The organism is Paenibacillus sp. FSL H7-0703, from assembly GCF_038003485.1.
GTDB classification, from domain to species: Bacteria; Bacillota; Bacilli; order Paenibacillales; family Paenibacillaceae; genus Paenibacillus; species Paenibacillus polymyxa_B.
Map to the genome: position 1 here is coordinate 1603855 of NZ_JBBOPF010000001.1, position 24991 is coordinate 1628845.

The 24991-nt window shown below is 45.0% G+C and carries 22 protein-coding genes and 1 pseudogene; 7 read left to right on the forward strand and 16 right to left on the reverse strand.

Annotated elements, in window-relative coordinates:
* Window positions 1–138: 138 nt before the first annotated feature.
* The 3 genes from MHB46_RS06700 (at window position 139) to MHB46_RS06710 (ending at window position 3187) form a co-directional block, all read left to right on the forward strand.
* A complete protein-coding gene (locus MHB46_RS06700) occupies window positions 139–1149 on the forward strand; it encodes an aminoglycoside phosphotransferase family protein (protein ID WP_341161912.1) in 1011 nt (336 codons plus the stop codon).
* Between the two features lie 18 nt (window positions 1150–1167).
* Entirely contained in the window at window positions 1168–2064 is an 897-nt protein-coding gene (locus MHB46_RS06705) for an aminoglycoside phosphotransferase family protein (protein WP_341161913.1), read from the forward strand.
* 244 nt (window positions 2065–2308) lie between these two features.
* Window positions 2309–3187, forward strand: a complete 879-nt coding sequence (locus MHB46_RS06710) for an arylamine N-acetyltransferase family protein (protein WP_341161914.1) — start codon at window positions 2309–2311, stop codon at window positions 3185–3187.
* Window positions 3188–3225: 38 nt separating this feature from the next.
* Here MHB46_RS06710 and MHB46_RS06715 read toward each other — a convergent pair whose 3' ends face one another.
* A complete protein-coding gene (locus MHB46_RS06715; protein WP_061831409.1) occupies window positions 3226–4248 on the reverse strand; it encodes a globin-coupled sensor protein in 1023 nt (340 codons plus the stop codon).
* 295 nt (window positions 4249–4543) lie between these two features.
* Complete coding sequence (locus tag MHB46_RS06720) at window positions 4544–6439, reverse strand: PrkA family serine protein kinase (protein WP_165176125.1); 1896 nt, start codon at window positions 6437–6439, stop codon at window positions 4544–4546.
* 284 nt (window positions 6440–6723) lie between these two features.
* Between MHB46_RS06720 and MHB46_RS06725 the strand changes: the two genes are divergently transcribed.
* The gene (locus tag MHB46_RS06725; protein ID WP_341161915.1) at window positions 6724–7557 is read left to right on the forward strand and encodes a DUF2161 domain-containing phosphodiesterase; all 834 of its coding nucleotides are present in this window, start codon (window positions 6724–6726) and stop codon (window positions 7555–7557) included.
* Window positions 7558–7576: 19 nt separating this feature from the next.
* Here the strand turns inward: MHB46_RS06725 and MHB46_RS06730 are convergent, their stop codons facing one another.
* A complete protein-coding gene (locus MHB46_RS06730; RefSeq protein ID WP_061829165.1) occupies window positions 7577–8830 on the reverse strand; it encodes an aminotransferase-like domain-containing protein in 1254 nt (417 codons plus the stop codon).
* A 50-nt stretch (window positions 8831–8880) separates the two neighbouring features.
* Window positions 8881–9537 carry a response regulator transcription factor gene (locus MHB46_RS06735; RefSeq protein WP_069291493.1) on the reverse strand — a complete coding sequence of 219 codons (657 nt, stop codon included), beginning with the start codon at window positions 9535–9537 and terminating at the stop codon, window positions 8881–8883.
* Window positions 9538–9812: 275 nt separating this feature from the next.
* On the opposite strand from MHB46_RS06735, the gene MHB46_RS06740 reads away from it, so the two are divergent.
* Window positions 9813–10220 carry a hypothetical protein gene (locus tag MHB46_RS06740; RefSeq protein ID WP_341161916.1) on the forward strand — a complete coding sequence of 136 codons (408 nt, stop codon included), beginning with the start codon at window positions 9813–9815 and terminating at the stop codon, window positions 10218–10220.
* Complete coding sequence (locus MHB46_RS06745) at window positions 10217–11284, forward strand: phosphodiester glycosidase family protein (RefSeq protein WP_341161917.1); 1068 nt, start codon at window positions 10217–10219, stop codon at window positions 11282–11284. The genes MHB46_RS06740 and MHB46_RS06745 overlap by 4 nt, the downstream gene beginning before the upstream one ends.
* Window positions 11285–11382: 98 nt before the next feature.
* Here the strand turns inward: MHB46_RS06745 and MHB46_RS06750 are convergent, their stop codons facing one another.
* The 12 genes and pseudogenes from MHB46_RS06750 to MHB46_RS06805 form a co-directional block, all read right to left on the reverse strand.
* Entirely contained in the window at window positions 11383–11631 is a 249-nt protein-coding gene (locus tag MHB46_RS06750; protein WP_013309439.1) for an AbrB/MazE/SpoVT family DNA-binding domain-containing protein, read from the reverse strand.
* 376 nt (window positions 11632–12007) lie between these two features.
* A complete protein-coding gene (gene trmL / locus MHB46_RS06755) occupies window positions 12008–12472 on the reverse strand; it encodes a tRNA (uridine(34)/cytosine(34)/5-carboxymethylaminomethyluridine(34)-2'-O)-methyltransferase TrmL (RefSeq protein WP_341163691.1) in 465 nt (154 codons plus the stop codon).
* A gap of 245 nt (window positions 12473–12717) precedes the next feature.
* Window positions 12718–13807 (reverse strand): annotated as a pseudogene (gene serC, locus MHB46_RS06760) (3-phosphoserine/phosphohydroxythreonine transaminase).
* Window positions 13808–14072: 265 nt separating this feature from the next.
* Window positions 14073–15497 (reverse strand): type I glutamate--ammonia ligase, encoded by a 1425-nt coding sequence (gene glnA, locus MHB46_RS06765; protein WP_061829159.1) that lies wholly within the window; start codon window positions 15495–15497, stop codon window positions 14073–14075.
* Between the two features lie 270 nt (window positions 15498–15767).
* Entirely contained in the window at window positions 15768–16805 is a 1038-nt protein-coding gene (aroF, locus tag MHB46_RS06770) for a 3-deoxy-7-phosphoheptulonate synthase (protein ID WP_341161918.1), read from the reverse strand.
* A 264-nt stretch (window positions 16806–17069) separates the two neighbouring features.
* Window positions 17070–18026 (reverse strand): 4-hydroxy-3-methylbut-2-enyl diphosphate reductase, encoded by a 957-nt coding sequence (locus MHB46_RS06775; RefSeq protein ID WP_013309434.1) that lies wholly within the window; start codon window positions 18024–18026, stop codon window positions 17070–17072.
* Between the two features lie 111 nt (window positions 18027–18137).
* Window positions 18138–19616, reverse strand: coding sequence for a sensor histidine kinase (locus MHB46_RS06780; protein WP_165176135.1), 1479 nt, complete (start codon window positions 19614–19616; stop codon window positions 18138–18140).
* Between the two features lies 1 nt (window position 19617).
* Entirely contained in the window at window positions 19618–20307 is a 690-nt protein-coding gene (locus tag MHB46_RS06785) for a response regulator transcription factor (RefSeq protein ID WP_341161919.1), read from the reverse strand.
* Window positions 20308–20456: 149 nt separating this feature from the next.
* The gene (locus MHB46_RS06790; RefSeq protein ID WP_103048234.1) at window positions 20457–22043 is read right to left on the reverse strand and encodes a S1C family serine protease; all 1587 of its coding nucleotides are present in this window, start codon (window positions 22041–22043) and stop codon (window positions 20457–20459) included.
* Window positions 22044–22238: 195 nt separating this feature from the next.
* Window positions 22239–22547 (reverse strand): hypothetical protein, encoded by a 309-nt coding sequence (locus MHB46_RS06795; RefSeq protein WP_023987799.1) that lies wholly within the window; start codon window positions 22545–22547, stop codon window positions 22239–22241.
* A gap of 84 nt (window positions 22548–22631) precedes the next feature.
* Window positions 22632–23207 carry a 3D domain-containing protein gene (locus MHB46_RS06800; protein WP_013309429.1) on the reverse strand — a complete coding sequence of 192 codons (576 nt, stop codon included), beginning with the start codon at window positions 23205–23207 and terminating at the stop codon, window positions 22632–22634.
* 61 nt (window positions 23208–23268) lie between these two features.
* Entirely contained in the window at window positions 23269–24150 is an 882-nt protein-coding gene (locus tag MHB46_RS06805; protein ID WP_103048236.1) for a putative sporulation protein YtxC, read from the reverse strand.
* Between the two features lie 240 nt (window positions 24151–24390).
* Here MHB46_RS06805 and MHB46_RS06810 point away from each other — a divergent pair, with 240 nt between their 5' ends.
* Window positions 24391–24786 (forward strand): hypothetical protein, encoded by a 396-nt coding sequence (locus MHB46_RS06810; RefSeq protein WP_341161920.1) that lies wholly within the window; start codon window positions 24391–24393, stop codon window positions 24784–24786.
* Window positions 24787–24991 lie beyond the last annotated feature (205 nt).

Consider the following 24991-nt stretch of genomic DNA (forward strand, 5'->3'; position numbering starts at 1 on the left):
CCGTTTTTTTGACCAATGTGACACAGGAAAAGAACGAAGATGGCTCCATAAAACTGCACCTATTATTTCTTCATGAATAGACTGATAACTAACAGAGGATTACCTTTTTTCTTCAATCCAAAGTCAAGTGAGGTTCTTATGGCGAAATCCTATACTAAAGCACAGATTCGCAAAATCACCCGTCGTTTCGGCCTGATCCCGTTAAAATCAAGCTTAGTCTCATCATTATACCGAAAAAATGCAGTGATCAAGGTGAAAACGAAAAAAGGAACTTATGCACTAAAGCCCTTTAGTCGTACAAAGATGGTCCGTTCAAATACGATTCAACAGATGGAACGAGCTGCGAGCCATATCAGGCTTTTGAAAAAGAGAAAGTATACTTACATGCCCGCATGGCTCCCCACTCATTCCGGTAAGTTATGGACTCTATATCAGGGGACGCCATTTTATGTAAGTCAGTGGATCAAAGGACGGGGACTGGAGACCGCTGAAGATTTCGAAAAACTGGGGCGGGCACTTGCTACACTTCACGCCACCTCCACCGGCTTGCATCAGATGGATAAAGGAAAATCCCCTCCGACCATTCAACAATTGCGGATATGGAAAAACCAGGATCGTCTTTTTCAAAAAAAAATGACAAAAACCAGTCACCATGATAAAACGTACCGCAACTGGTACAATGCTCACGGCGAAGACTGCAAACGTTTATCCAGGCGAGCATGGAAGGATTTGCAGGACGCATCCATTATAAGGCTGCTTCGGATGGAACATCGTCATCCCTCCTTGATACACAGTGATATCACTACCCCGAATGTCATTATTTCGGATGACGGTCATCTCAAAATCATTGATTGGGATCGGGTTAAGATCGGCTCAGTCTATGCTGATTTGGCAAAGGCCCTTATGAATACGACTCAATTCAATCCTGAATTTGTGCAATCCTTGCTGAAGGGATACCAAAAGAGCAAACCACTAAGCCGTACAGAACGGAAGATTGTCACAGCTTTATATAAACTACCACGAGAAGCCTGGCATGCTTCCCGACACCCGAATCGTTCAAGAGATCGCGAAATCCTGGACAATTGGGATCAGTCGTGGCCTCTTCGATTACAAATCATCCATATTTTGCAGGAGTGGGCTCATGTATAAAAGAAAGTGAGGATCAAAATGTCGATTTTATCGAACGTTGAGCAGATGTACGGAATCAAAATTCAGCGTACCCGTCAAATGAAGGACATTCACAAGATTGAGACCGCTAATACGACTTATTGCTTAAAACCCTACAAATTCCCGGAAGAAGAGATCCGTTTTATTACACGTGTCTTGTCCTACTTGGATGAGCGCGGGTTTACACGCAGCCAAAAGGTCTATCCAACAGTACAACAAGCGGCTTACATGACCTATGAAGGTGTTTCGTATACATTAACCAATTGGGTTCATGGACTCAGACCAGAATTCACAAAAAGAATAGACTTCAAAAAGGGAATTGCTACTTTAGCCAAATTCCATTCCAGTGCCGTGGGCTTTCCTGTCACTGAAGCTCCGCCATCCAGAATCCGTTATGAAGGCTTGAGCGATGAAATAGATGGATACAAAAAACGCCTCATCCCATACAGAGGCACAGCACATCTCGTAGCTCTTTGTGAGGAAGTGTCCCATCGCCTACAGCAGCCCAAAGTTAGAGAAGCCATTGCTCAGGAGCAAAAAGCCGCCGCATTTATACACGGCGACTATAATTATCCCAATCTGATTAAAGACAAACAGCTCAAAATCCATATGATCGACTTTGAAAATTGCTCCCTACATGTAAGGATGAAAGATCTCTCCCATCTTCTTCATCGGAATTGTCTTTGGAATGGGACAAAGATGCTGCGCGCGATAGATTACTATCAACGATATCGTCCATTGAGCACCCATGATTTGCATCTGCTTCACGCACTATTGATCTCTCCCTATCATGTGGTCCGCAATATCAGAATAGGCGGCTTCCGTTCTGCCAAGCGAGTCATTCCGTCGTTCGCGCATTTGAACAAATACCGACGTGAACTTAGATCACTCTTATAATCTGTCAGCTTGGAACTAAACAAAAAAACAGACCCGATAAAACGGTCTGTTTTTTTGTGTTCTGACAACCAACTACGGGAAAAGCGCATGCCGCTAAAGCCAATCGAATTGCTGACTGTACCGGTACAACCAAAAATTTATAGCATTGTAAACAGCACTTCCCCCTTCTACAATGATGCTAAGACTCAATGCTTAATGGTTTCGAGAAGAGAATTTGGGAAACTAACAATAGAGGTGATTGTACATGTACACCATGACAAAAGAAGAAATAAAAGCTTATTTAAACAGAATCGGAATTCCCGAAATTCAGCCTCCTACCTTTTCCTATCTAGTTGAGCTGCATAAGGCTCATGTAAAACATCTTTCATGGCAAACATTGGACATTTTTGCAAGGAAGCCGGCAGCCATTGGTTTTCAAGAATCCGTTCAACTCATTCTACATGGGAGAAGTGGTTATTGTTTCCATCTGAATGGTGCATTTAGTGCACTACTATATTCACTAGGGTACAAAGTTTCTCTGCATCGTGCCGGGGTACAACCTCTGGGAGCTGAACCACGCATTAATTCATTTCATCTTGGACTAACAGTGAACTTGCTAAATGAGCAGCAAGAAGATGAAGTATGGATTGTTGATGTCGGGCTGGGCGATATGCCATATGAGCCTCTTCCACTCCGTATGGGGACTTATGAACAAGCCCCTCTTCATTATAAAGTCATGGAATCCGGGGTTGTTACAAAAGGTTGGCGCTTAGAGCATGACTCGCTTGCTTCATTTGTTGGCGTTGATTTTGCCCCTGCGGTTGTTCAGGATTTGGAAGAATTTATGCCGAAACATCATTTCTATAGCCGCTCAGCGGAATCTCCATGGTTTAACCTGTTTCTGATTCGGCAAAGGCAAGCATTAGAGGCGAATGAACTCAGAGGATGTATTTGGAAAAGACGCGGGCTACACAGTTTGGAAAAAATAGAACTGGATAAGAAGTCGCAGTGGCTGGAAGTGTTGGCAGATGTATTTGGCGAGCCGCTCGTTAACTACAGTCGCCAGGAACGGGACGAGTTATGGAAAAGAGTACTTGCGGCTCATATAGAATGGAAAAAATCTATGACTGAATCGTTACAATAGTGAAGCCTCCAACGTAAGGATAGCCTTCAAGCCACATCTTACACCTTTAGCATTTCCGAGGAGTGCTGCAGCATTTCCAATTCCTTCACCATGTTTTCGATCAGCTTTGTGAACGAAGCCAATTCCTCTGAGCTGGAAGCCTGTTGCCGGGCACTGGCTGTTGTGACAGCTGTTTCAGATTGCACACTGTCAAGCATACGGGCAATATCCAGCACCTTGCGCTGAATTTGCTCCTGTGCTTGCTTCGAATTAGATGCAAGCTTTCGCACCTCCTGTGCCACAATTTGAAACCCGCGCCCTGCTTCCTGCGCATGGGCAGCCTCAATCGCCGCATTCAGTCCCAGCAGATGAGTCTGATCGGACAGTTCCCGGATCGTACCGCTCATCTGCTCAATATGCTTAATCTCGTCACTCAAATGCTGTACCAATTCCTCTGTATGTTCCTGCGAAGAAGCAGTGTTGCAGGCACTCTCCGCGATATTATCCGTATTTTCCCTAAGCTCAGCAATCATCCCGGTCAAATTTTGCGCAATTCGGGACACAACGGTCAGCACCTGCGTTTGTTCGTCGGCCAGCTCGTTGATTTGTTCCTTTTCCTTTTCCTGATAAGCTTCCAGTACAAGCTGGGAATCCAGGTTGAACATTTTGGAAAGAGCATGCACAATAGAAAACCAATCCTCTATCCCCGAACGCTTTAAAATGTCGACTGCAATATCAAGATAAGCAATGTACGTGCCTAAATAATAATCGGAAGACAATCCGATTCGGGAATGTACCTGCCCCACAAAAAGACGGTGTTCGATAAACTGATCATCTATTTTTCCATCTGCGAGAGAAAGCCAGTATTCACGTTGTGTTTGTTTTAGTCGTTCAATATTCGACCATTTGGAAATAATCGACATAAGATGCGGAACCTTTTCTACATGCTCATAAAACCGATCGACCACCTCATTCACAATAGATTGGAATAGTCCCTGATAATGATGCAATAAAGCCAAATCATCATCAGTAATACCAATATATTGTATCTGTTTTAATCTACTTTCCGCGACATGAATCATAAGTTCCTCCAAATAATAGTTTACATAGATTTTACATTACCATATTTATCGGCAACTTTTTAGAAAATGTTAAAAAAGCAGAAGATTGATTATGATTTTTTTCATAGCAATTTCAGAAAAATTATATATAAACTCAACTGCTTAATGATACAAAAAAAGAATCCGGCAGCACCTGAAATCCCCTGTGCTTGCCGAATTCCCTCTACGAAACACGTTCATCGGATACCTCACAACCGTATGACACCATCCAGATCAACCTATGGTTTCACCATACTGTACTTGTTTATTATTCGTCTTACCGATTCAGGAGGCTACCTACATACCTTAACAGATCGTTGGCGCTGGCTCCTGTGTAGCCGTGCTCCTCAATCAGTCGCTTAATCACCTCATTCATCCGTTTGAGCTGATTAGCGTCAGGCGTTTTGGTTGAAGTCGTAATCTTCACAATATCCTTCAAATCGGCAAACAGCTTCTTCTCAATGGCTTCTCGCAGCCGATCATGATGATGATACTCAAACTTTCGTCCCTTGCGAGAATACGCGGAAATACGGATTAATATTTCTTCACGGAACGCTTTTTTCGCATTTTCCGATACCCCGATTTGCTCCTCAATAGAGCGCATGAGCCGCTCATCCGGGTCGAGTTCCTCATCTGTGAGCGGATCGCGAATTTTCGCCCAATTGCAAAAAGCTTCGATGTTATCCAAATAGTTGTCAAACAGCGTCTTGGCTGATTCCTCGAAAGAGTAGACAAAGGCCTTCTGCACTTCTTTTTTCGCCAATTCGTCATATTCCTTACGAGCCACGGAAATGAAATTCAGATAGCGCTCCCGTTCTTCCTTTGTGATGGAGGCATGTTGATCCAGACCATCCTTAATTGCTCGTAAAATGTCAAGGGCATTGATGGATTCCACATTTTGCTTAATCAATGCACTAGAAATACGATTTATGACGTACCGCGGGTCTACCCCGGACATACCTTCCTCCAGAAACTCACTTTGCATTTCCTTCAGATCGGCTTCCTTGTATCCTTCGACCTCTTCACCGTCATACATGCGCATCTTTTTGACCAGATCCATCCCCTGTTTCTTCGTCTCCTTCAAGCGGGTAAGCACGGAGAAAATGGCAGCCGTTCTCAGCGCATGAGGCGCAATGTGGATATGTCTCATATCACTTTGATCAATGAGCTTGGCGTAAATCTTTTCTTCCTCAGATACTTTCAGGTTATAAGGAATCGGCATTACAATCATCCGTGATTGCAACGCCTCGTTCTTTTTGTTTGCAATAAAGCTTTTATACTCGGATTCATTGGTGTGAGCCACGATCAGTTCATCTGCACTGATGAGCGCAAACCGCCCAGCCTTAAAATTTCCCTCTTGGGTCAGAGAAAGCAAATTCCACAAAAACTTCTCATCGCATTTCAGCATTTCCTGAAACTCCATCAGTCCACGATTCGCTTTGTTCAATTCTCCGTCAAACCGATACGCACGCGGATCAGATTCCGAACCATACTCTGTAATCGTGGAAAAGTCGATGCTGCCCGTCAAATCAGCAATATCCTGTGACTTCGGATCAGAAGGGCTGAACGTACCAATACCAATCCGGTTTTCTTCCGATATAAATACCCGCTCCACGCGGACCTTTTCAATATCACCATCAAATTCCGTGCGCAATCTCATCTGGCAGGATGGGCAGAGATTACCTTCAATCCGTACACCCAGCTCCTTTTCAAAATCGGGACGCAGCTCATGGGGAATCAGATGAAGCGGGTCCTCGTGCATGGGGCAGCCTTCAATCGCGTATACGGCTCCCTGATCCGTTCTTGAAAATTTCTCCAGACCACGTTTTAGCAACGTGACCAGTGTCGATTTCCCCCCACTGACGGGTCCCATCAAAAGAAGGATACGCTTGCGAACATCAAGCCGCCTGGCTGAGGAATGGAAATATTCCTCCACCAACTTTTCCAGCGCTCGATCCAGTCCAAAGATCTCCTGCTCAAAAAATTTGTATCGCTTATGTCCCCCAACCTCTTCTACACCAAAAGATTCAATCATCTTGTAAACCCGTGCATGAGCTGTCATCGCCGGCGTCGGGTCTTTCTTGAGTATCTCAATATACTCTCTAAAAGTGCCGCTCCAGGCCAGACGGTTGTTTTCCGCCCGGTACTCCGCAACGCGTTCAAAAATATTCATGCTCGGTTCCTCCCATGACTGCGTAATGACTATCCTCCACTCCTGATGATTATGGCTACACTCGTCACGCCTTTCAGGATATGATGCAATCCCCTTAAAAAAAAGTGTAATACATACCTATGCAGATTGATTTCAGAATTGACCTATTTTTTGTGACAGGTCTCTCTGCTTTTTCAAAAAAACCAAGGGATACACTGTGCTAAAATATACAACAACAACGCGGACCTGACGCAATATGGTACAATATAAGCTCGGAATAATGGGATAAAGGAGCGGGAGAAGTCATGGCGGTTCGGCATGAGACGGAGCTGTACGCTCCGGTGAAAGCCTTTTTTGAGAACTTGGGATATGAAGTCAAAGGAGAGGTGCGCAACTGCGATTTGGTGGGTATCAAGCCAGGGCAACAGACACCATTGATTGTGGAGATCAAAAAGACGTTTAACCTGGCGCTTGTGCTGCAAGGCATGCAGCGTTTGAAACTAAGCAGCAATGTATATGTAGCTGTAGAACGAAATCGTGCCAAAAAAGGGGCCGTGAATCAACGCTGGAACGAGCTGGTCGGACTGTGCCGCCAGTTGGGACTTGGCTTGCTCACCGTCACCCATTTTAAAACGAAGCCGCCGCTCGTTGAGGTACTGTGTAAGCCTGCGGCGCATAGCGACAATGTCCACAATGCAGCAACGGTACGCCACGGCTCGCGCAAGGAAAAGCTGCTGCGGGAATTTCACGCACGCAGCGGTGACCACAATACCGGCGGCAGCACCCGACGCAAGCTGGTCACTGCCTACCGGGAAAAAGCGCTGCGCGTAGCCGCAGCCTTGCAGGGCTTGGGGGAAGCTGCCCCGGCGCAGCTCGCTCGCATAGCAGCCGTCAGCACAGCTGCTGCCGTACTTCAGCACAACTACTACGGCTGGTTTGAGCGCGTATCCCGCGGCCGCTATCGACTGACTCCGTTTGGCGAAGCTGCCCTGAACGAGTATGCGGCAGTACTGCAAGAGCATGGCATAAAAACGGCCGCTGAAATAGACGCAGAGCTTGACGAGGACAGTGAACAGCTCCAGATTGCGGAAGCGCCAATCACTTACTCCACCGTTGTTGTGGAAGCGGAGGATGACTGACATGGGGCGATGGTTTTCGCTAGCTCCGCGCAGTAAATTCGCTAATCGTTTCACCGATCAGATTCATGCCCATAAGCAATTGCTCACGGCCCGGATGGCTAAAATTAAGGCGAATATGGGACGCGCCTTCACTGCCAACCGCACATAGCGCACCTGGCATAAAGGCTACGCCTTTGGGTAACGCCGCCTTTAGCAGCAATGCGCTGTCCAGCCCATCGGGCAACTGCACCCATACATACATGCCACCGGACGGAATATGATACGTCACGTCTTTCCAAAACGGGCGCTTGAGCAGCTCCAAGATCAATTGAAGTCGAGTCGAATATTCCTTGTTCAGCATCGCTAAGTGCTCATGCCATTGAAAACGCGAGCTGGTCAGCAATTGGAACAGCAGCCGTTGGTTCATCGTACTGGATTGCATATCAGCCAGCTGCTTCAAGGCGTACATCCCTTCAATCAGCGGTGCAGGACCAGCAGCCCACCCCGTTCTCAGCGCAGGAGCAACTGTTTTATTGAACGAACCGATATAGAGCACTTGGCCGCCCTGACCCGCATGATCCAGCGCAAATAGGGAGGGGTAAGTCTCTGCAAATTTTCGACTCTGACCATGTGGACTCTTGTCATGGAACTCATTTTTTTGCTTCAAATGCAATTCACCATAAGAATCATCCTCAACTACTAGCACCTCATGATGCCTGCACAGGTCCAAAATTTCCTGCCGCCTAGCCGCGCTCCATAAGGAGCCCGTCGGATTCGTAAACGTCGGCGTGGCAAAAAAAAGCTTGGGTCGATAACGGATCATTAAAGCTTCAAGCTTATCAGGAATGACACCTTCCCCATCTGATTCTACAGGAACGATCTGCGCACCCTGCATAGATAGCACTTGTAAACATCCAGGAGACGTAGGGTTTTCGACCAATACCGGATCACGCTCATCCACCATCAGCCTTATGATCAGGTCAATGGCCTGCTGACTGCCTGTCGTGAGGAGGATTTGACCTGGTGGTACTCTTACTCCTTTACGCTGTTCCCACTCTCCCGCAAGCCATGCCCGCAAAGGGAAATAGCCCTCCGGTTCACCATACTGGAGGGCGTCAGGGCCGGAGCCAAACACATCATGGGCTGCTTCTTCCAGCAACTTCACCGGAAACAGCTCTTGTGCAGGTAGTTCTTCAGCCAGAGATATAAAGGAGTGTCTTCTCGCATTTTCCCGGATATGACGCACTGGAGAAGCCAACATCGCAGCCGTTCGTGAAGCAAAGGAATATTGCATGAACATCCTCCTTCTCCTGAAAAATAGGTCATGATCTCCGGGCTGACGCATCAGGCATATAGCTGCTTCATCTGACGCGCATATAAGGCATAACGTTCAATCGCCTGCGCCCGGCTGGACACGCCTAATTTCGCATAAATTTTACGTAGATAATTATCAATGGAGCGCCGGCTAACTTCGATCTCGATAGCAATTTTGTCATATGTAATTCCTTGTACAATACGTTCCATAATAAACACTTCGGTTTGTGTCAATTCGTCAAAAGGCTCGGATGCCATTAACGGCATAAAGGGCCAGTTTCCATACCGAATCCAATCCATTGGTAAAGAAGCAAATCCTTCGCGCAAACCATTGATCAGATGGATTAACTGGCTCGGTGATGCCTGTTTGGATAACATTCCATTTGCTCCGAGCGAAATTAGCTGCTGAAACAACGTAATATTATCCTCATCCGTCATAATAACAATATGGCTGTCCGGAGACAAGGCCCGCATTTGTGTCAAAAATGGTTCCGCCGTTCCCTCAGGCAACCTGTAGTCCATTAAAATGATTTCCGGTCGAATAGAGCAAGCCAGCTCCAAGCCTTCCGTTCCGGAGGAAGACATCCCTCTGACAAGCAAATCCTGCTGGTCTTCCAAAATAAGCTTTGTTCCCAGCATACTTGTAGGATGGATATCTATGATGACCACCTGCCATACTTTTCTCATATCTAAACCTCCTGAGTTTACAAAAAAATACATAGTTAGTAGCGAAAATAATTCTAAAATTAGGGATTGCATATGTAGAAATTGCGCGAATGTGAACGTATAGGAAGCGAAAAACGTTTAAGGAAATTGTATCCTAGGACTTCCTTCCGATGCAATCTCTTTTTCCAATATTTTTATACGACTATTTCGCTTTTGCGAAATAAATAGGCCCATGATAGAATTGGTACTGCAAATAAAGACTGGAAATTTGACTTTACACGGGAGTTGAAAATCGTATGCAAGCTTCACCTGAACGTCCTCCTGCCGAAGCTCGGCGGAGCAATTCAAGAAAGGGGTTACCCGTAAAGGCTTTTCTGCTATTTTGGTTCATTCTTATTATACTAGGTGCTCTCGCAACCTATCTGTATAGCAATCACTTGAAACAGCAAATGCTAAACGAGATGCAAACCCATACAGACCAACAGATTCAAGCACTCAAATCTGACTATGAAAAGCAACTGACTGCTCTTTCCAAGGAAGTTAGCGGATTGCAGGGAAAAGTCCAGTCCTTCAATGAACTACTGACCTTTACGAAGGATAATGCAAACAATAGGACCGATAACAGCAACAAACTGTATACCCAATTAAATGAAGTCAAACAGCAACTCAATACACTTCAGAAAAAAATGGACTTGCTAAAATGAATGTAGACGCAAAACAAGTGAACCGGTTCTTTATGTTGGCCCTTGCTCCTTTTATCGGCTTGTTGGGGTATATTTTGTTAGTGCATCCCTCATTGAGCTTTCCTGGGTCTACTTCTTTGAGTCTGCAAAAAGCTGAAGTCACTCTACAAATGCAATCAGTAGGCAAGCAGCTTGATGAAGCCAAGCAAACGGCAACATACACCTTGTCTACAATTCGCCGGACTTCTGAGCTATACAAACAAACAACTCAAACGATGAATCAGCTTGTCGTGACTGCCTCTACGCAGTCCAAGCGGCCCGCGATTATCTATGATCGACGCATCACCGCCAAACTGGGGGTTCCCTATGAGCGGGTAGATAGCAATCGGATTACCATTGAATTATTTAAGGTAAACCCGGGAATTTATCATGGCTACGCTATGAAGGTCAAACTTAAAGATCCTACTGCTATGAAATTGTCTTTGGGAAGTGACAAATTGGGTGGCTCCGAAACCACCATGCGTGCAGTCTTGAGACACGGAGCTATTGCAGGCATCAATGCAGGCGGCTTTGCGGATGGAGACGGCAAACGCTATCCATTAAGCACTACTGTCTTGAACGGCCACTACCTTACTGGCTTTCAGTCCAGTTTTAAGGATTTGTCCTTCGTCGGACTGAGTAACGATGGCAAGCTTATCGGTGGCAAATTTTACAGTCAAGGTGCTCTTGACAGCTTAAAGCCTGCCTTTGGTGCTACCTTCGTTCCCGTCCTGCTGCAAAGAGGACAAAAAATGCCTATTCCTGACAAATGGAAAGTCTCCCCCAAGCGGGCCCCACGTACGGTCATTGGCAACTATAAAGATGATCAGTTGCTCATTATTGTCGTAGACGGCTACAATGAAAGCGGGGGTTCGGGCGCGACGCTCGAAGAACTGCAAGGAAAAATGTACAATCTAGGTGTTCAAGATGCCTATAATTTGGACGGAGGCGGTTCCTCGTCGCTTATACTTAACGGTCGAGTCGTAAACAAACCGTCAGATGGTAATTTGCGTCCAGTCCCTACTCATTTTTTGTTCTATAAATAGCTATGTGTAGTCTGCTAACAAATTAAATATGCTTGCCGACGTACGGCTCTATCCGAAAAAAAGCATCACGAACGAATGTCGTGATGCTTTTGCCTCATTTAGGAGGAATACTGTGTCATTTCTGTCAGGCATTGAGCACAAATATAACGGTCTTTGAAATCGTTCACTTGTTCTACTGACCCGCAGAATACACATTTTGGACGATAACGCTCCAAAATAATGTGGTCACCCTGAACCAAAATTTCGACAGGATCTCCCTCATTCATTTGATATCTTTTACGCAGTGACTTAGGCAAAACTATTCTCCCCAGCTGATCAACTTTACGTACCACACCGGCAGGTTTCATCGTGATCGTACACCTCTCCTATTGAGTAATAACTTACAAATTTCTTACCATGCGAAAAACTAGGTACAAAGACACTATTCTTTATGTAGTATTCGCTGTCTTTTTGTCGAATCCTGCTGATCACAGGAAATTTTATTACATTTTTTCATAAAATCATGAACCATATCAAAGTATGGTACAGAATGTCTGTAATATTTTTATCGACCGGAAAGCCAATTATCATTAGCCCTCGCTGAGAAATTTCGCAAATTTTTGACCATACAACCCTTATTTTAGTTCCACTATCATGTAGATTTGAGCAATATAGGTGAAACTTTTATTACCAACTAAGGTCCTGGTTCTTTATTCGCATTTATACTTGTTCACTCGATGTTCTTTACGATAAACCTAGAAAATCCATTTGTCTCAACGCTTCATATACGATAATCGCAGCGGAATTCGACAAGTTTAGAGATCTTACTTTATCTGACATAGGCATCTTGATGCATGTATTTGGATTAGCAGCTAGCAGCTCTGGCGGCAAACCTTTCGTTTCTTTACCAAATACCAAGAAGTCTCCATCCTGAAATGCAATATCACTATATCGCTGATTCGCTTTGGTCGTCGCATAAAAAAAGCGACCTTCCTGATATTTCTCCTGCACTTCAGCAAAAGACTCATGATATTCAATGTGGACAGCATACCAATAATCAAGTCCGGCCCGTTTTAACGTGGCATCGTCGGTTCGGAAGCCCAGTGGCTTCACCAGATGTAGATGAGTTCCGGTTGCAGCACACGTTCTAGCAATATTCCCTGTGTTAGCCGGGATTTCCGGCTCGACAAGCACAATATGTAATGGCATCACGTTTCGTTCCCTTCATTTTAAATTCATAATTCATCAGACAAATAACCTACAGTTTAACCAAAGTGTATACATTAAAAACATACACATTCTTTTATTTTAACAAAATCAGACAGATATGAACATCAAACGACAAAAATTTCAACCCACACCACTAAAAGCCTTCCCCTATACACATTCAGGGAAGGCTCTACATTTACTTTTTCGTTTTTAAATATCGTGTATCGAAATATATGTCCGCGTAATTAACTGTTACGTTGCTTGAATCCGTCCATAAACTCGGCTAATGCTTGACAGTTCTCCAGTGGAACAGCATTGTAGATCGAGGCGCGAAGCCCTCCTACACTGCGATGTCCCTTCAGTCCGATAAATCCGGCCTGTTCGGATTCCTTAATAAATTGTTTTTCCAGATCCTCATTCGCGAGGCGGAAGGTTACATTCATGATAGAGCGATCAGCGCTGTCCACACAACCACGATAGAAGCCTTCGCTACTGTCAATACGGTTGTATAGCAAAGCAGCTTTCTGCTGGTTCACACGCTCAATGCCTTCCAAACCGCCTTCTTCCTGAATCCATTTCAGCACTTCATTCACCATGTATATGGCAAAGGATGGGGGAGTATTGTAGAGAGAGTTATTTTTTTCATATGTGCTATAACGCAACATCGTAGGAATATTGTCCGGTGAGGAAGTCAGCAACTCTTCACGGGCAATCACGACCGTCACACCAGAAGGTCCCAGATTTTTTTGTGCGCCAGCATAAATCAATCCAAATTGAGTAACATCAAAAGTTGCAAAAAATATCACTGGACATGTCCACAATCAAGGGTACGGAACCCGTATCCGGGAATTGCTTAAATTGTGTACCTTCAATTGTTTCGTTGGACGTCATATGCACATAAGCAGTATTCTCAGGCAAGTCCAAGGAATCCACATTCGGAAGACGCATGTACTTCTCATCAGCGGAGGATGCAGCAACATGAGCCTTGCCCAGTAGCTTGGCTTCTTTATATGCCTTGTCCGACCAGCTACCCGTCATTACATAGCTCCCAGTCTGTCCTTCGCGCAAGAAATTTAAAGGCAGCATTGCAAACTGCGTACTTGCGCCCCCTTGTAGGAATAACACCTTGTAGCCTTGTGGATTGCCCAGCAGAGATAACAGGCGTTCCTGCGCCTCATTATGAACAGATTCATACACAGCTCCACGGTGAGACATTTCCATGATCGACATCCCTGTTCCCTGGAAATCTACGAATTCAGCTTGTACACGTTCTAGTACTTTGAGCGGCAATGCCGCTGGTCCTGCATTAAAATTGTAGGCTCTCTTACTCAACAAATTCCCATCCCTTCTCTACTCTGGTGTGGATATTATCGCTATGATAGCAGTATTCATAAATGCGTTCAAGACTTGTATAAAAATGTTTTCAATTTCATTTATGATGTGACAGAGTTGTGAATGTCAACATATTTAACATCTTTATTCTGTGATTTTCACTTTAATATTAAAAGGTCCCCGGCATAAGACCGGAGACCTATTTTGAATAACAACTGTTACCCGTAAGCTAATGCTTGTTATTCAAAGCAGCTATGCTATCGACTTATTAGCAGTCAAAATACAGACTGTATTCGTGTGGATGAACACGGATGTTCACCGATTTAGCTTCAGAACGTTTGAGCTCTACATAGTTATCAATAAAGTCCTTCGTAAATACGCCGCCTTCAGTCAAGAATTCGTAGTCAGCTTCCAGAGCGTCCAGAGCCTCATCCAATGAACCAGGTACGCTACGGATTTTACCTTTTTCAGCGTCAGACAGCTCGTAGATGTTGCTGTCAAGTGGACCATATCCCAATTCGATTGGGTTCAGTTTGCGCTTGATGCCATCCAGACCCGCCATCAGCATTGCTGAGAAGGCAAGGTAAGGGTTAGCTGTGGAGTCCGGTGTACGGAACTCGATCCGACAGCCTTTTGGAGTAACAGCTGCTACTGGAATACGTACAGCCGCAGAACGGTTACCTTTGGAGAATACCAGGTTAACTGGTGCTTCGTAGCCAGGAACGAGACGTTTGAACGAGTTGGTGCTTGGGTTGGTCAAAGCGATCAACGCAGGTGCGTGGTACAGAATACCGCCAATGTAATGAAGAGCCATTTCGCTCAGATTAGCATAACCACCTTTTTCGTAGAACAAAGGAGTGTCGCCATCGAAAATGGATTGGTGAACGTGCATACCACTTCCGTTGTCTCCGAAGATTGGTTTCGGCATAAATGTTGCTACTTTACCATATTGACGAGCCGTGTTGTGTACAATGTATTTATAAACGAGCAGGTTATCTGCTGTTTTCTTGAGTGTGTCAAAACGGAAGTTGATTTCCGCTTGGCCTGCCGTAGCTACCTCATGGTGATGGCGCTCAATTCTCAGACCTGCTTCTTCAAGCAAACGGCACATTTCACTACGGATATCTTGTTGGGTGTCTACTGGCGCTACAGGTACATATCCGCCCTTCACCCCCACTTTAAAGCCCAGGTTGCCGCCTTCTTCCTTACGGTTCGTGTTCCAAGCTGCTTCCTCGGAATCTACGAAGAAGGAGGAACTGTTCATGCCGCTTTCGTAGCGTACATCATCAAAGATGAAAAACTCGGACTCAGGTGCAAAAAATGCTGCTGTGCCCACTCCTGCCGATTGCAGAAATGCCTCAGCTTTTTTTGCGATGCCGCGAGGATCGCGGTCGTATTTTTCGCCGTCTGGCGTAGCAATGTCACACAGGATATTCAGTGTAGGATGCTGAGTGAAAGGGTCGATAAAAACCGCTTCTGGATCGGGCAGCATAACCATGTCGGATTCCTCAATGCCACGATAGCCGGGAATGGAAGAACCGTCGAAAGCAACACCGTTAACAAATGTCTCTTCATCTACTTCGGAAGCTGGCAATGAAATATGGTGAGCACGACCAGACAAATCTACAAAACGAAAATCTACCCACTCAATATTATTTTCCTGAATTGTTTTCAATACGTTTTCAACGGACATGTCTTCTTCCTCCCAATTTTTCCGAACATTAAGTCTTATACAACCCTGAAATGTTCATGATCGAATGTTTTTTCTGTCGTCATTATAAATCTCAAACATGACACGGGTCAATAGCTATGTAAGGTATTTTTTAAACTAATGTTAGATATGCTTACGCCCTTGATAACATTTGAATAGCACAAAAAGCCCGAAACATCGGGCTTTTAGGCAATTTAAATCTCATTACTGCGTTGCAGCAAAACTTTTATGCATTAATGTTAAACATTGGTTTTAAGCAATGGTAGTAGGCGTGTGAAATTTTTTCCCCACAGCAGGAGCCAATATTTCCAAATCTTTTAGCAAATCTGAAAATTGATCTGGGAACAGGGATTGTACGCCGTCACCCGTCATCGAGTTGTCAGGGTCTGTATGCATCTCAATAATTAAACCATCCGCTCCGGCAGCTACCGAAGCCTTCGTCATAGGAACAACCAGTTCACGTCTACCTGTGCCATGGCTAGGATCGGAAATGACCGGCAAATGGCTCAACTGTTGCAACACAGGGATCGCGGACAAGTCGAGCGTATTTCTAGTGTAGGTTTCGAATGTACGAATACCGCGCTCACACAGCATAACATTCGGATTGCCACCTGCCAAGATGTACTCGGCAGCATTCAAGAACTCGTCATAAGTCGAGCTAAAGCCGCGTTTGAGCAACACTGGCTTGCCGCAAGTACCCAACTTACGCAGTAGATCGAAGTTTTGCATATTACGTGTACCTACTTGCAGGATATCGGCATATTCCGCACAAATGTCTACGTATTCAGGTGTCATAACCTCTGTGATGGTCAGGAGGTCGTGCTTTTGACCTGCCTCAGCCATCATGATCAAACCTTCTACACCAGTTCCCTGGAAGCTATAAGGCCCTGTACGCGGCTTAAAAGCACCTCCACGGAGAACTTGAGCACCTGCTGCTTTGACCAATCCGGCAATTTCATCTATCTGTGCAGCAGACTCAACGGCACATGGTCCACCCATAATGACAAGCTCGCCCCCGCCGATATTTACACCTTTAATAGAGATAACCGTATTTTCCGGATGAAAATCACGGCTGGCCAATTTATAGGACTTCGATATTTTAACCACATTTTCTACGCCTTTCATTTGACGCAGATGTTCAGCCAGCTTGGGCTCTACACTACCGATCAGTCCGATGATCGTGCGATCCGATCCCCTTGATACATGAGCCTGCAATCCTTCTTTCTCAATAACTTCAACAATAGCTTGAATATGCTCTTCAGGTGTTTGAACACCAGCGATAACGATCATTTTTTTCTTCCTCTCTATAAAACATATTTTATAAACCAAAATACAGGTTAATATTATGACACTTAGACGCTTGTTCGCTTTTAAGCTTTTATTCGTTAAAGCAACTATACCTGTTTTAGCTATACTCGTCAAGGCTTAATTATCCCGAATTATTCAATATTCTAACTTAGCGAAGCTAACCGGAAAATATCTACAAATTAAAACAATTTAAAAAGCCGCTATCCGGATGGTTGTATCCGAATAACGGCTGTAATCAATCATATACTATTTCGTTGTTTTTGACTTCTCTCGTACAGGAGGCAGTAGTTTTTTCATATCTATGGTTCGCTGAATCTCCCACGTATCCGGGTTAGCCGCATCATACTGCTCCAAATACGTAATAACCTCTTTGGTAATCAGTGTCGGGGTCGAAGCCCCAGAAGTCACAGCCACTTTGGCTACACCTTCAAGCCACTCTCTCTTCAGCTCGGTTACATCAGAAATACGATAAGCTGTTGTACCAGCAATCTCCTCCGAAACCTGAGCCAATCGGTTTGAATTGTTACTGCGCGGATCACCGACAACGATTACCAGATCCGCCTGTCCAGCCTGCTCAGCTACCGCTTCCTGACGTACCTGCGTCGCCAAACAGATTTCATTGTGTATCTCAGCACCCGGGAACTTCTCCAGCAGCTTTTTCATAATGTGCTTGATGTCCCATTGGCTCATGGTCGTCTGATTCGTGATAAGTATTTTGCCAGCTGGTAACGTAAGACTGTCGATCTCTTCTTCCTTTTCAATCAGATGAACATGGTCAGGAGCAATACCAATAGCTCCCTCTGGCTCTGGATGATTCTTTTTACCAATATAAACAATCTGATAGCCTTCGGCAGACTTCTCCCGAATCAGATCATGCGTCTTTGTGACGTCAGGGCAAGTCGCGTCTACCGTAGTCAGCCCCTTGTCTCGTGCCAGCTTACGAACCTCTGGTGATACGCCATGAGCAGTGAAGATAACAGTGCCGCTCTCTACCTGGCTTAAAATCTCCATACGGTTCGGGCCGTCCAGTGTAATAATCCCTTCGTCTTCAAAGGAATTGGTGACATGACTGTTATGCACAATCATGCCCAATATATAAATAGGCCGGGGTAAGTCCAGATTTCTGGCTGCCTGACGAGCCAATACCATGGCATCGACTACGCCGTAGCAGTAACCCCGGGGCGAAATTCTGAGTACTTCCAAAATGAGCCCCCGCTTTCTTCGACACAGTATACAGCTCCGATAACTCGGTAGCTGTGGGCATCCTAGCCTTTACCGGCCAATTCTATGATGTAGTTGCCTTCCTATTATAGCCTATTCCAAAGGCGCGGAAAAGCTGACCGGGAGCCAGATGACAAATGTCGTTCCTTCTCCTTGGCGCGTAACCACTTCCACAGACCCGTGATGTTCATCAATAATCCACTTGGCAATAGATAGCCCCAACCCAATTCCCTCTGTCACCCCGCGTGACTCATCTGCCCGGTAAAAGCGGTCAAAAATAAAGGGAACCTCACTCTTGTCCATTCCAATGCCCGTATCACTGATCCGTAGGCCCACCTGTCCTTGATAAACAATGGCATCAAATCGGACTGTGCCTTCAGGTGTGTATTTGAATGCATTATCAATGAAAATGAATAGCATTTGCTGCAAATAATCCTTGCTGCCATCCATATAAATACCATTCAGCAACGAAAAATCTCCCACATTCCATTCGGCCGTTCGCTCTAAAAACTGAGCACGACGGGCAACCTCACTTACAAGTGGTTCCAGCGCAACGGGAGTCTTATCGAACGTTTTCCCTGTGTCCGCTCTCGCGAGTGACAACATATCACTCACCAAACGGCTCATCCGTTTGCCTTCATCCGCCATGTCATTTAATGCCTCCATAGAAAGCTCGCGAATCATCTCTTCATCCATCTTCGGTCGCTCTCCTGGTTCGGTAGTCCACATTTTGAGCAAAAAATCAACGTTGCCACGGATCGTCGTTAGCGGCGTACGAAGCTCATGGGAAGCATCAGCCACAAAACGGCGCTGTGCACCGTACGCATCTTCCAGCTCCTTGTAAAATACCTCTGTGCGCCCCAGCATGTTGTTAACTGTCCCGATTAATTGACCAATTTCATCTGGTGGTCCGTCATATTCAATCCGAACACTCAAATCATTACTGGATTGAATCTGATTGGCCCCCTCAATGACCTTGACCAGCGGCTTCATAGACTTGCGAGCCAGAAAGAGACCTGAAGTCGCAGCAGCGAGTAATGCAAACAACGAGCCGTATACAAGCACATTTTGTAACCTGTTCATGAGTCGATCCTGAGAGCCCGTGAATTGTCCTACCTGTAGCAGCCCGACCACCAAGCCCAACTCCTCGGATTTGATCGGCTGTTGAATAATCATAAAGGAATCCCCATTTACGTTCACACGTCGAATTCCCTCATTTTGAACTGCTCCTGCCGCTGTGGAGGGGACAGGGAAGGTAATATTGAGGTCTTTCATATTTTGGGTCGTTTTCGTTACACCAGACGTATAATTGTAAATTTGTACATATAGCTGTGAGTCATCTATTCCACGTCCCTGCTCTAATCCCAAATCCAGGTTGGGGACTTCAAACAATCCCCCTTTTATAATAAGGCGTAATTGCTTGTTAATCTGTGGCGCCTGAGTCATAAGCTGACTTTTCACTTCATTATATGTGTAGTAATATACTAGTCCGTAAGTAACCAGACCAAAAATGACTAGTACTATAGCCAAGATGCTCGAATACCAGGCCGTCAGCCGCCACCGAATAGACATATTACACATCACCTCTTAAAATATAGCCAGCTCCCCGAATTGTACGAATGAGTCGTTTACCACCATCCTGCTCCGTTTTTTGTCGTAGCATGGCAATATATACTTCCAGCACATTTGATTCTCCACTATAGTCATAGCCCCAAATTTTGTCCATAATCAGATCACGCGACAGAACCCGCTTCGGGTTTTGCATGAATAAATGGAGCAATTCAAATTCTTTGGCCGTCAGTTCCAAGCGCTTGCCGCCACGAACCACTTCACGGGATTCGTTGTCCAGTTGTAAATCCTCGAAGGTAAGCCGATTTCCGTTATTGTCCTGTTGTTCGGATTTACGCCGCAAAAGCGCTCGCACTCGCGCCAGCAGCTCCTCTAGAGCGAACGGCTTAACGAGATAATCATCGGCCCCTAGATCTAAGCCCTTAACCCGATTCTCAACCTCATCCTTGGCTGTAAGCATTAGGACAGGTACCGTACTTCCACCCTCCCGCATACGACGGCATACCTCAAAACCATCGACCTGCGGCATCATTACATCCAGCACAACCACATCAGGCTCAGCTGTCAACATTTTATTTAATCCTTCTGCTCCATTGGCGGCTGTCAGCACTTCATAGCCTTCAAATGCCAGCCCTCTGCGCAGCATGGAAACAATTTTTTCATCGTCATCAATGATTAGAATAGTAGAACGCATACACGATCGAACTCCTTTATCTCTTCTTTTCCTTCTATTGTAGCAGGAGTAGACGCGTGTAGCATCTGGCTGCTCCATACAGCAAGAAACGGAAGGGATCTTCCTTCCGTTTCTTGCGTGCACATGTTCATTTTTGTAGAGTTATCAGCTTATTGCTGAAGCGTCGAGCTAAAGTCATTTTTGTTGCCTATTTTCAGCTGAACATCTTTTTTCTGCCCAGCTCGTTCGATGTTAAGTGTCAGCGCTGTACCCACTTTTTGTTTTTGAATGAACTGGATCAACTCTTGTGATGTGCTATAAGGCGTACCATTCGCTCCGATAATCACATCGTAAGGACGCAGATCGGCCTGATAAGCTGGTGATTTGTATATAATATCCCGTACAACCGAGCCTTCGGTCAGGGATGTACCCAGTTCTTTGGCTACTTCAGGACTCAAATTTAACAGACTTGCACCAATGAAAGGTACAGGTTCTTTCGGGATAGGCTGGTTATTTTTCAGCTTATCGACGACTTCCAAAATCGTATTGGACGGAATCGCAAACCCGATTCCCTGTGCGTCTGCACTAACAGCTACGTTCATACCGATAACCTGCCCTTGCAGATTTAATAGCGGTCCGCCAGAGTTACCAGGGTTAATGGACGCATCCGTCTGAATGAGATGCTTGTATTGCGTCGGTTTTCCAGTCGATTCACTATTAATGGTGATCGTACGTTCTTTCGCACTTAGCACCCCGGCTGTTACCGAATGTTCAAAGCCTTCAGGGTTGCCGATTGCGACCATCCATTCGCCGACTTTAGCGTTATCGGAGTCACCCAAAGTTACTGTCGGAAAGTTGTTTTTGCCTTCAATTTTAAGTACCGCCAAATCAAGATCAGCATTTTTGCCCAAGACTTTGGCTTCGTAAGGCTTATTAGTTCCCTCTACTGTAACTTGAACCACACTCGCGCCTTCAACAACATGGTTGTTGGTTAGGACGTAACCCGATTTATCAAAAATAAAACCGGAACCAATACCAAGCGGAGTCAGCTGCCCGCTGTTGCTACCTTCATTTTCATTACTGTTACCGCTGCTGCCACTGTCACCATACTGATTACCGAAAAAGTATTGATACAGCGGGTCATTGTAATAAGGGCTGCTTTGTCTGCCACTGCTGCCACTGGTTTGTTTGGCAAGCGTTTCGATTTTGACGACTGCCGGCCCAGCCTTAGCCACAACAGATTGAACATCAGCGGTACCTGAAGGCATCACAGCCGGAACTGCGCTTGGAGTCGAGCTGGTTGTTCCTGAATTAGTCGTTTCTCCGCTTTCAGCTGCCGCCGAAGTCAACGCCGTCTCGGGTGTGAACATATTTGTTCGGTCAGCTGTATACATCAATACCGTAATGACCAGCATCCCGGCCAAAAAAGATAAGAATATTGTTTTCACCTGCGACTTGGGCTTATTCGGTTTGAATTGCCAGTTGCCACCATTCCGACCCGAACCATCCTGTTGCTCAGGCATAGCGCGATGGTATGAGGGAGGAAGAGGTCTCACTGCCTGTGGTGGCGTAATCTCAACATCCTTTTCCACCGACTGCCCTTCCTTACGTTGTCCGTCCGATTGAACTGAAGAAAAAGGGCCGTAAGAATAATAATATGAGGAACCGTTCGAATCGTTTTGCCGAGTTGCGTTATCGGTATCAACCTGATCGTTGTCGTTCCGGCGTCCGGAGTTATTATTTTTAAATTCGTCCATTGTATATCTCCTCCCAAACCCTATGCTTCAAGGTGGTGTTGTTTAACTGACTTTATTTTGCACTTTAAACCTTAATTCCACCTTAAAAACAATTAAAAAGGAGATAAAACCTTAGACCTATTGTACCTATTCACCTTCACTTAAAACGAAATGCCCCGGATATAATCCGGAGCATTATCAATTGTATATGCTTTTTTATTTCGTGTTAAAGTTTTCGTCGAACTTTTCGTTCGGTGTTTGAGCATTGTTTTGAACTTTGTTGCGACTGGAGTTTTGAACTTTTTGAGCTACAGCGCCTGTACCGCCTTGTTCTGTTGCAAATTCTTCATCATACTTCTCATTTGGTGTCTGAAAGTTGTCTTGAATTTTATTTTGTTCAGACTGCTTTACCTTTTGTGAAACGACACCTACCGTATTGTCTTGTGCAAATTCCGCTTTGAACTGATTTCCTGCGCTTGCCTTGAAGCCTTTGTTCGTGAAAGAACTTCCGCCTTGATTTGGCATAATTCTCAACCTCCCAGTATGTTTTGCGGGATAAGCTCATCCCGCAACATAGTATGTGATGTTGGAAAAAACAATATTCAAGGATTATATGGAAGCATCCAGTGTCGCGGTCGGAATAGTTTTATGCGTTTCTATCGCCTTTTGGAGCGATTTGACCATCTTTTCTGTACATTTTCCGTTCCCTTTTTTTATAATTTGAACATCCACATCTTTCTTGCCCCATTCAGAATACACCTGCCGGGTTGTTTTAAAATACAAGTCAATTTTATTGCCCTTAATCGCAGAACCTGTATCTGCTACAATCCCGTATCCGTAACCTGGAATGTACAATATGCTTCCCAAAGGAAACGTTTTGGGATCAGCCGCAATCGTAGACAGTGTGTTCTTGTCACGACGCACTTTTACACCGGAATACGTAATACCGTAACCGGGATGACTTGGCCGTTTGCCAGTCGATTCATAGCCTGCTGTATATCCTGTTGCCGTGACCGTCATGGTCGTAATAACCTGCTCTTCGCGTGGAGCTAAAACAGGTGTGGACTGCCATTTTTTATGCTGGACCGGTTCTTTGTGACCGTAAACTTCATTGCCGGGCAATACCAGACAGGTTGCAATTAACACGGTTCCCAAAATCCGTTTCCATACCAACATGGATCTCATAAAAAACCTCCCCTTGAGGCAAAGGCTTTCCAGAAATCCATTAGTTTATACGAACAGATTATTATTTTTGAACATCCTGACCTGGATAAAGTCTGCTCAGTTTCACTTTATCTTCAAAAATATGCAGGAGTGTCCGCACTATGGGGGTGTGTTCATCGTCTGTGTGCAATATAATGGAAGCAGGAGAAATCGAAATAAGGGTGCTCACGATTCGATCCTCGACCTCCATTTCCAATTCAATGCCTGGCATCTCGACAATGATGTCATCTGCATCAGGAGTCGGTATGGGCACCATGGCACTATCCAGAATCGTAAAATTATGTCCGCCTTGGTGAAGTACGTGTACGAGCGGAACTTTGCTTTCCTGAAAAAAAACAAAATATTTAAGCAGCCCCATAAATTCTTCGTATTGCCGATCTGCCCAGAATTCTTCCATGGCATAGTCGACGATTTCTTCAAGCTCTTTTTTATAAGCATGGAGCCTAAATTGAATCAGTCCTTCCAAATTGATCACACGAAGCTCCTTGAAATCCTTCTCCAGGAGAGTGGTCAGCTTACCATGACGCTTCAAACGGCCTCTCGGGCCATCATCGTTTAACAGTGAACGAATCATACTGCGAATTTGCTCCGTATCCTCTTTCTCCAGCAGCGAACAGGCTTTGGTGAGAATGAGATTGAGCATCCCCCACTCCTTGACTTCGATAATATAATCCGCTATTGCCGAAGACATGATGCTGTATACACAGGGGAGAAAGCTTTCAAACGCCGAATTGCTTTCTGTGCCCTTGCAGGTCCATGCCACTTTGTTGTCCAACTGTCTGAAAGTGAATCGAAATCCGCGCCGTGACATATGTAGTCCCTTTGTTCTACTTTTGACCACTTCGTAAAACCGGTCGGTTTCCTGATCTCCGTCTGTATTGGTCCACACTGTAAACAGTTCCATTGGCTCACTCCTTTCGATCACTGCTTTCAGTATATGGCGGCCTCTGAAGGGTTATACGAAGTGAACGACTGGAAACAGAAAGACATATTCAAAAGAGGATGATCTGGTTTCAAAAAGCCGGTTGGCGTGTTATAAACATTACTGTGATATAGGAAAAAAACCGAAAGACGTTTGAATATTTAGGGTGGGGTATGTTAAGGTTATAGTAATATGAATTTTTCACAAGAGGGAGGAGATAAGATGTTAACGATGCTGAACATGCTGCGTACATTCATGATCATCATATTGAGCCTCGTTCAGATTTTGTCCCTTCCTGTGACGTTTCATGCGGAAGACACCACTCAATCCCTCCAGTTTACTGCGGGATCTTCTGTCGTGCCTCATGCTGATGTTTCCTCGATAGAAGCAGATTCTCACGGTCTGGAGCACCATTCCAAACCAGCTATACGCAAATCCTCCCCTTTACTTCATCTGGTGATCGCTGCGGCCAAATCACTTCCCTTTGTCATTTTGATAGCGCTTGTGCTGCTATTGAGCATCCCTAAACTACGTCTGCCTTTTATTCCTGTCATTTGCAAACTAAAGAAGCAATTGTACTTGTTCCCCATCAAATTCACCTCTAGTTATGTGGCTTAACCTCCCTTTGCATGCACATCACCACATTCGCATGTATATTTGTTAATATTTTCCAATGACTGTAATACGTAAGTGTATGTATCAGGTTTTTTACGTTAATTCATAAAATTTAATACAAAAAGAAAGTTTCCATGTCACTCCCAAAGTATGTGATTTATTTCCCATACCATTCATTTAAATAACGTATCGTACAGGAGGCTTTACA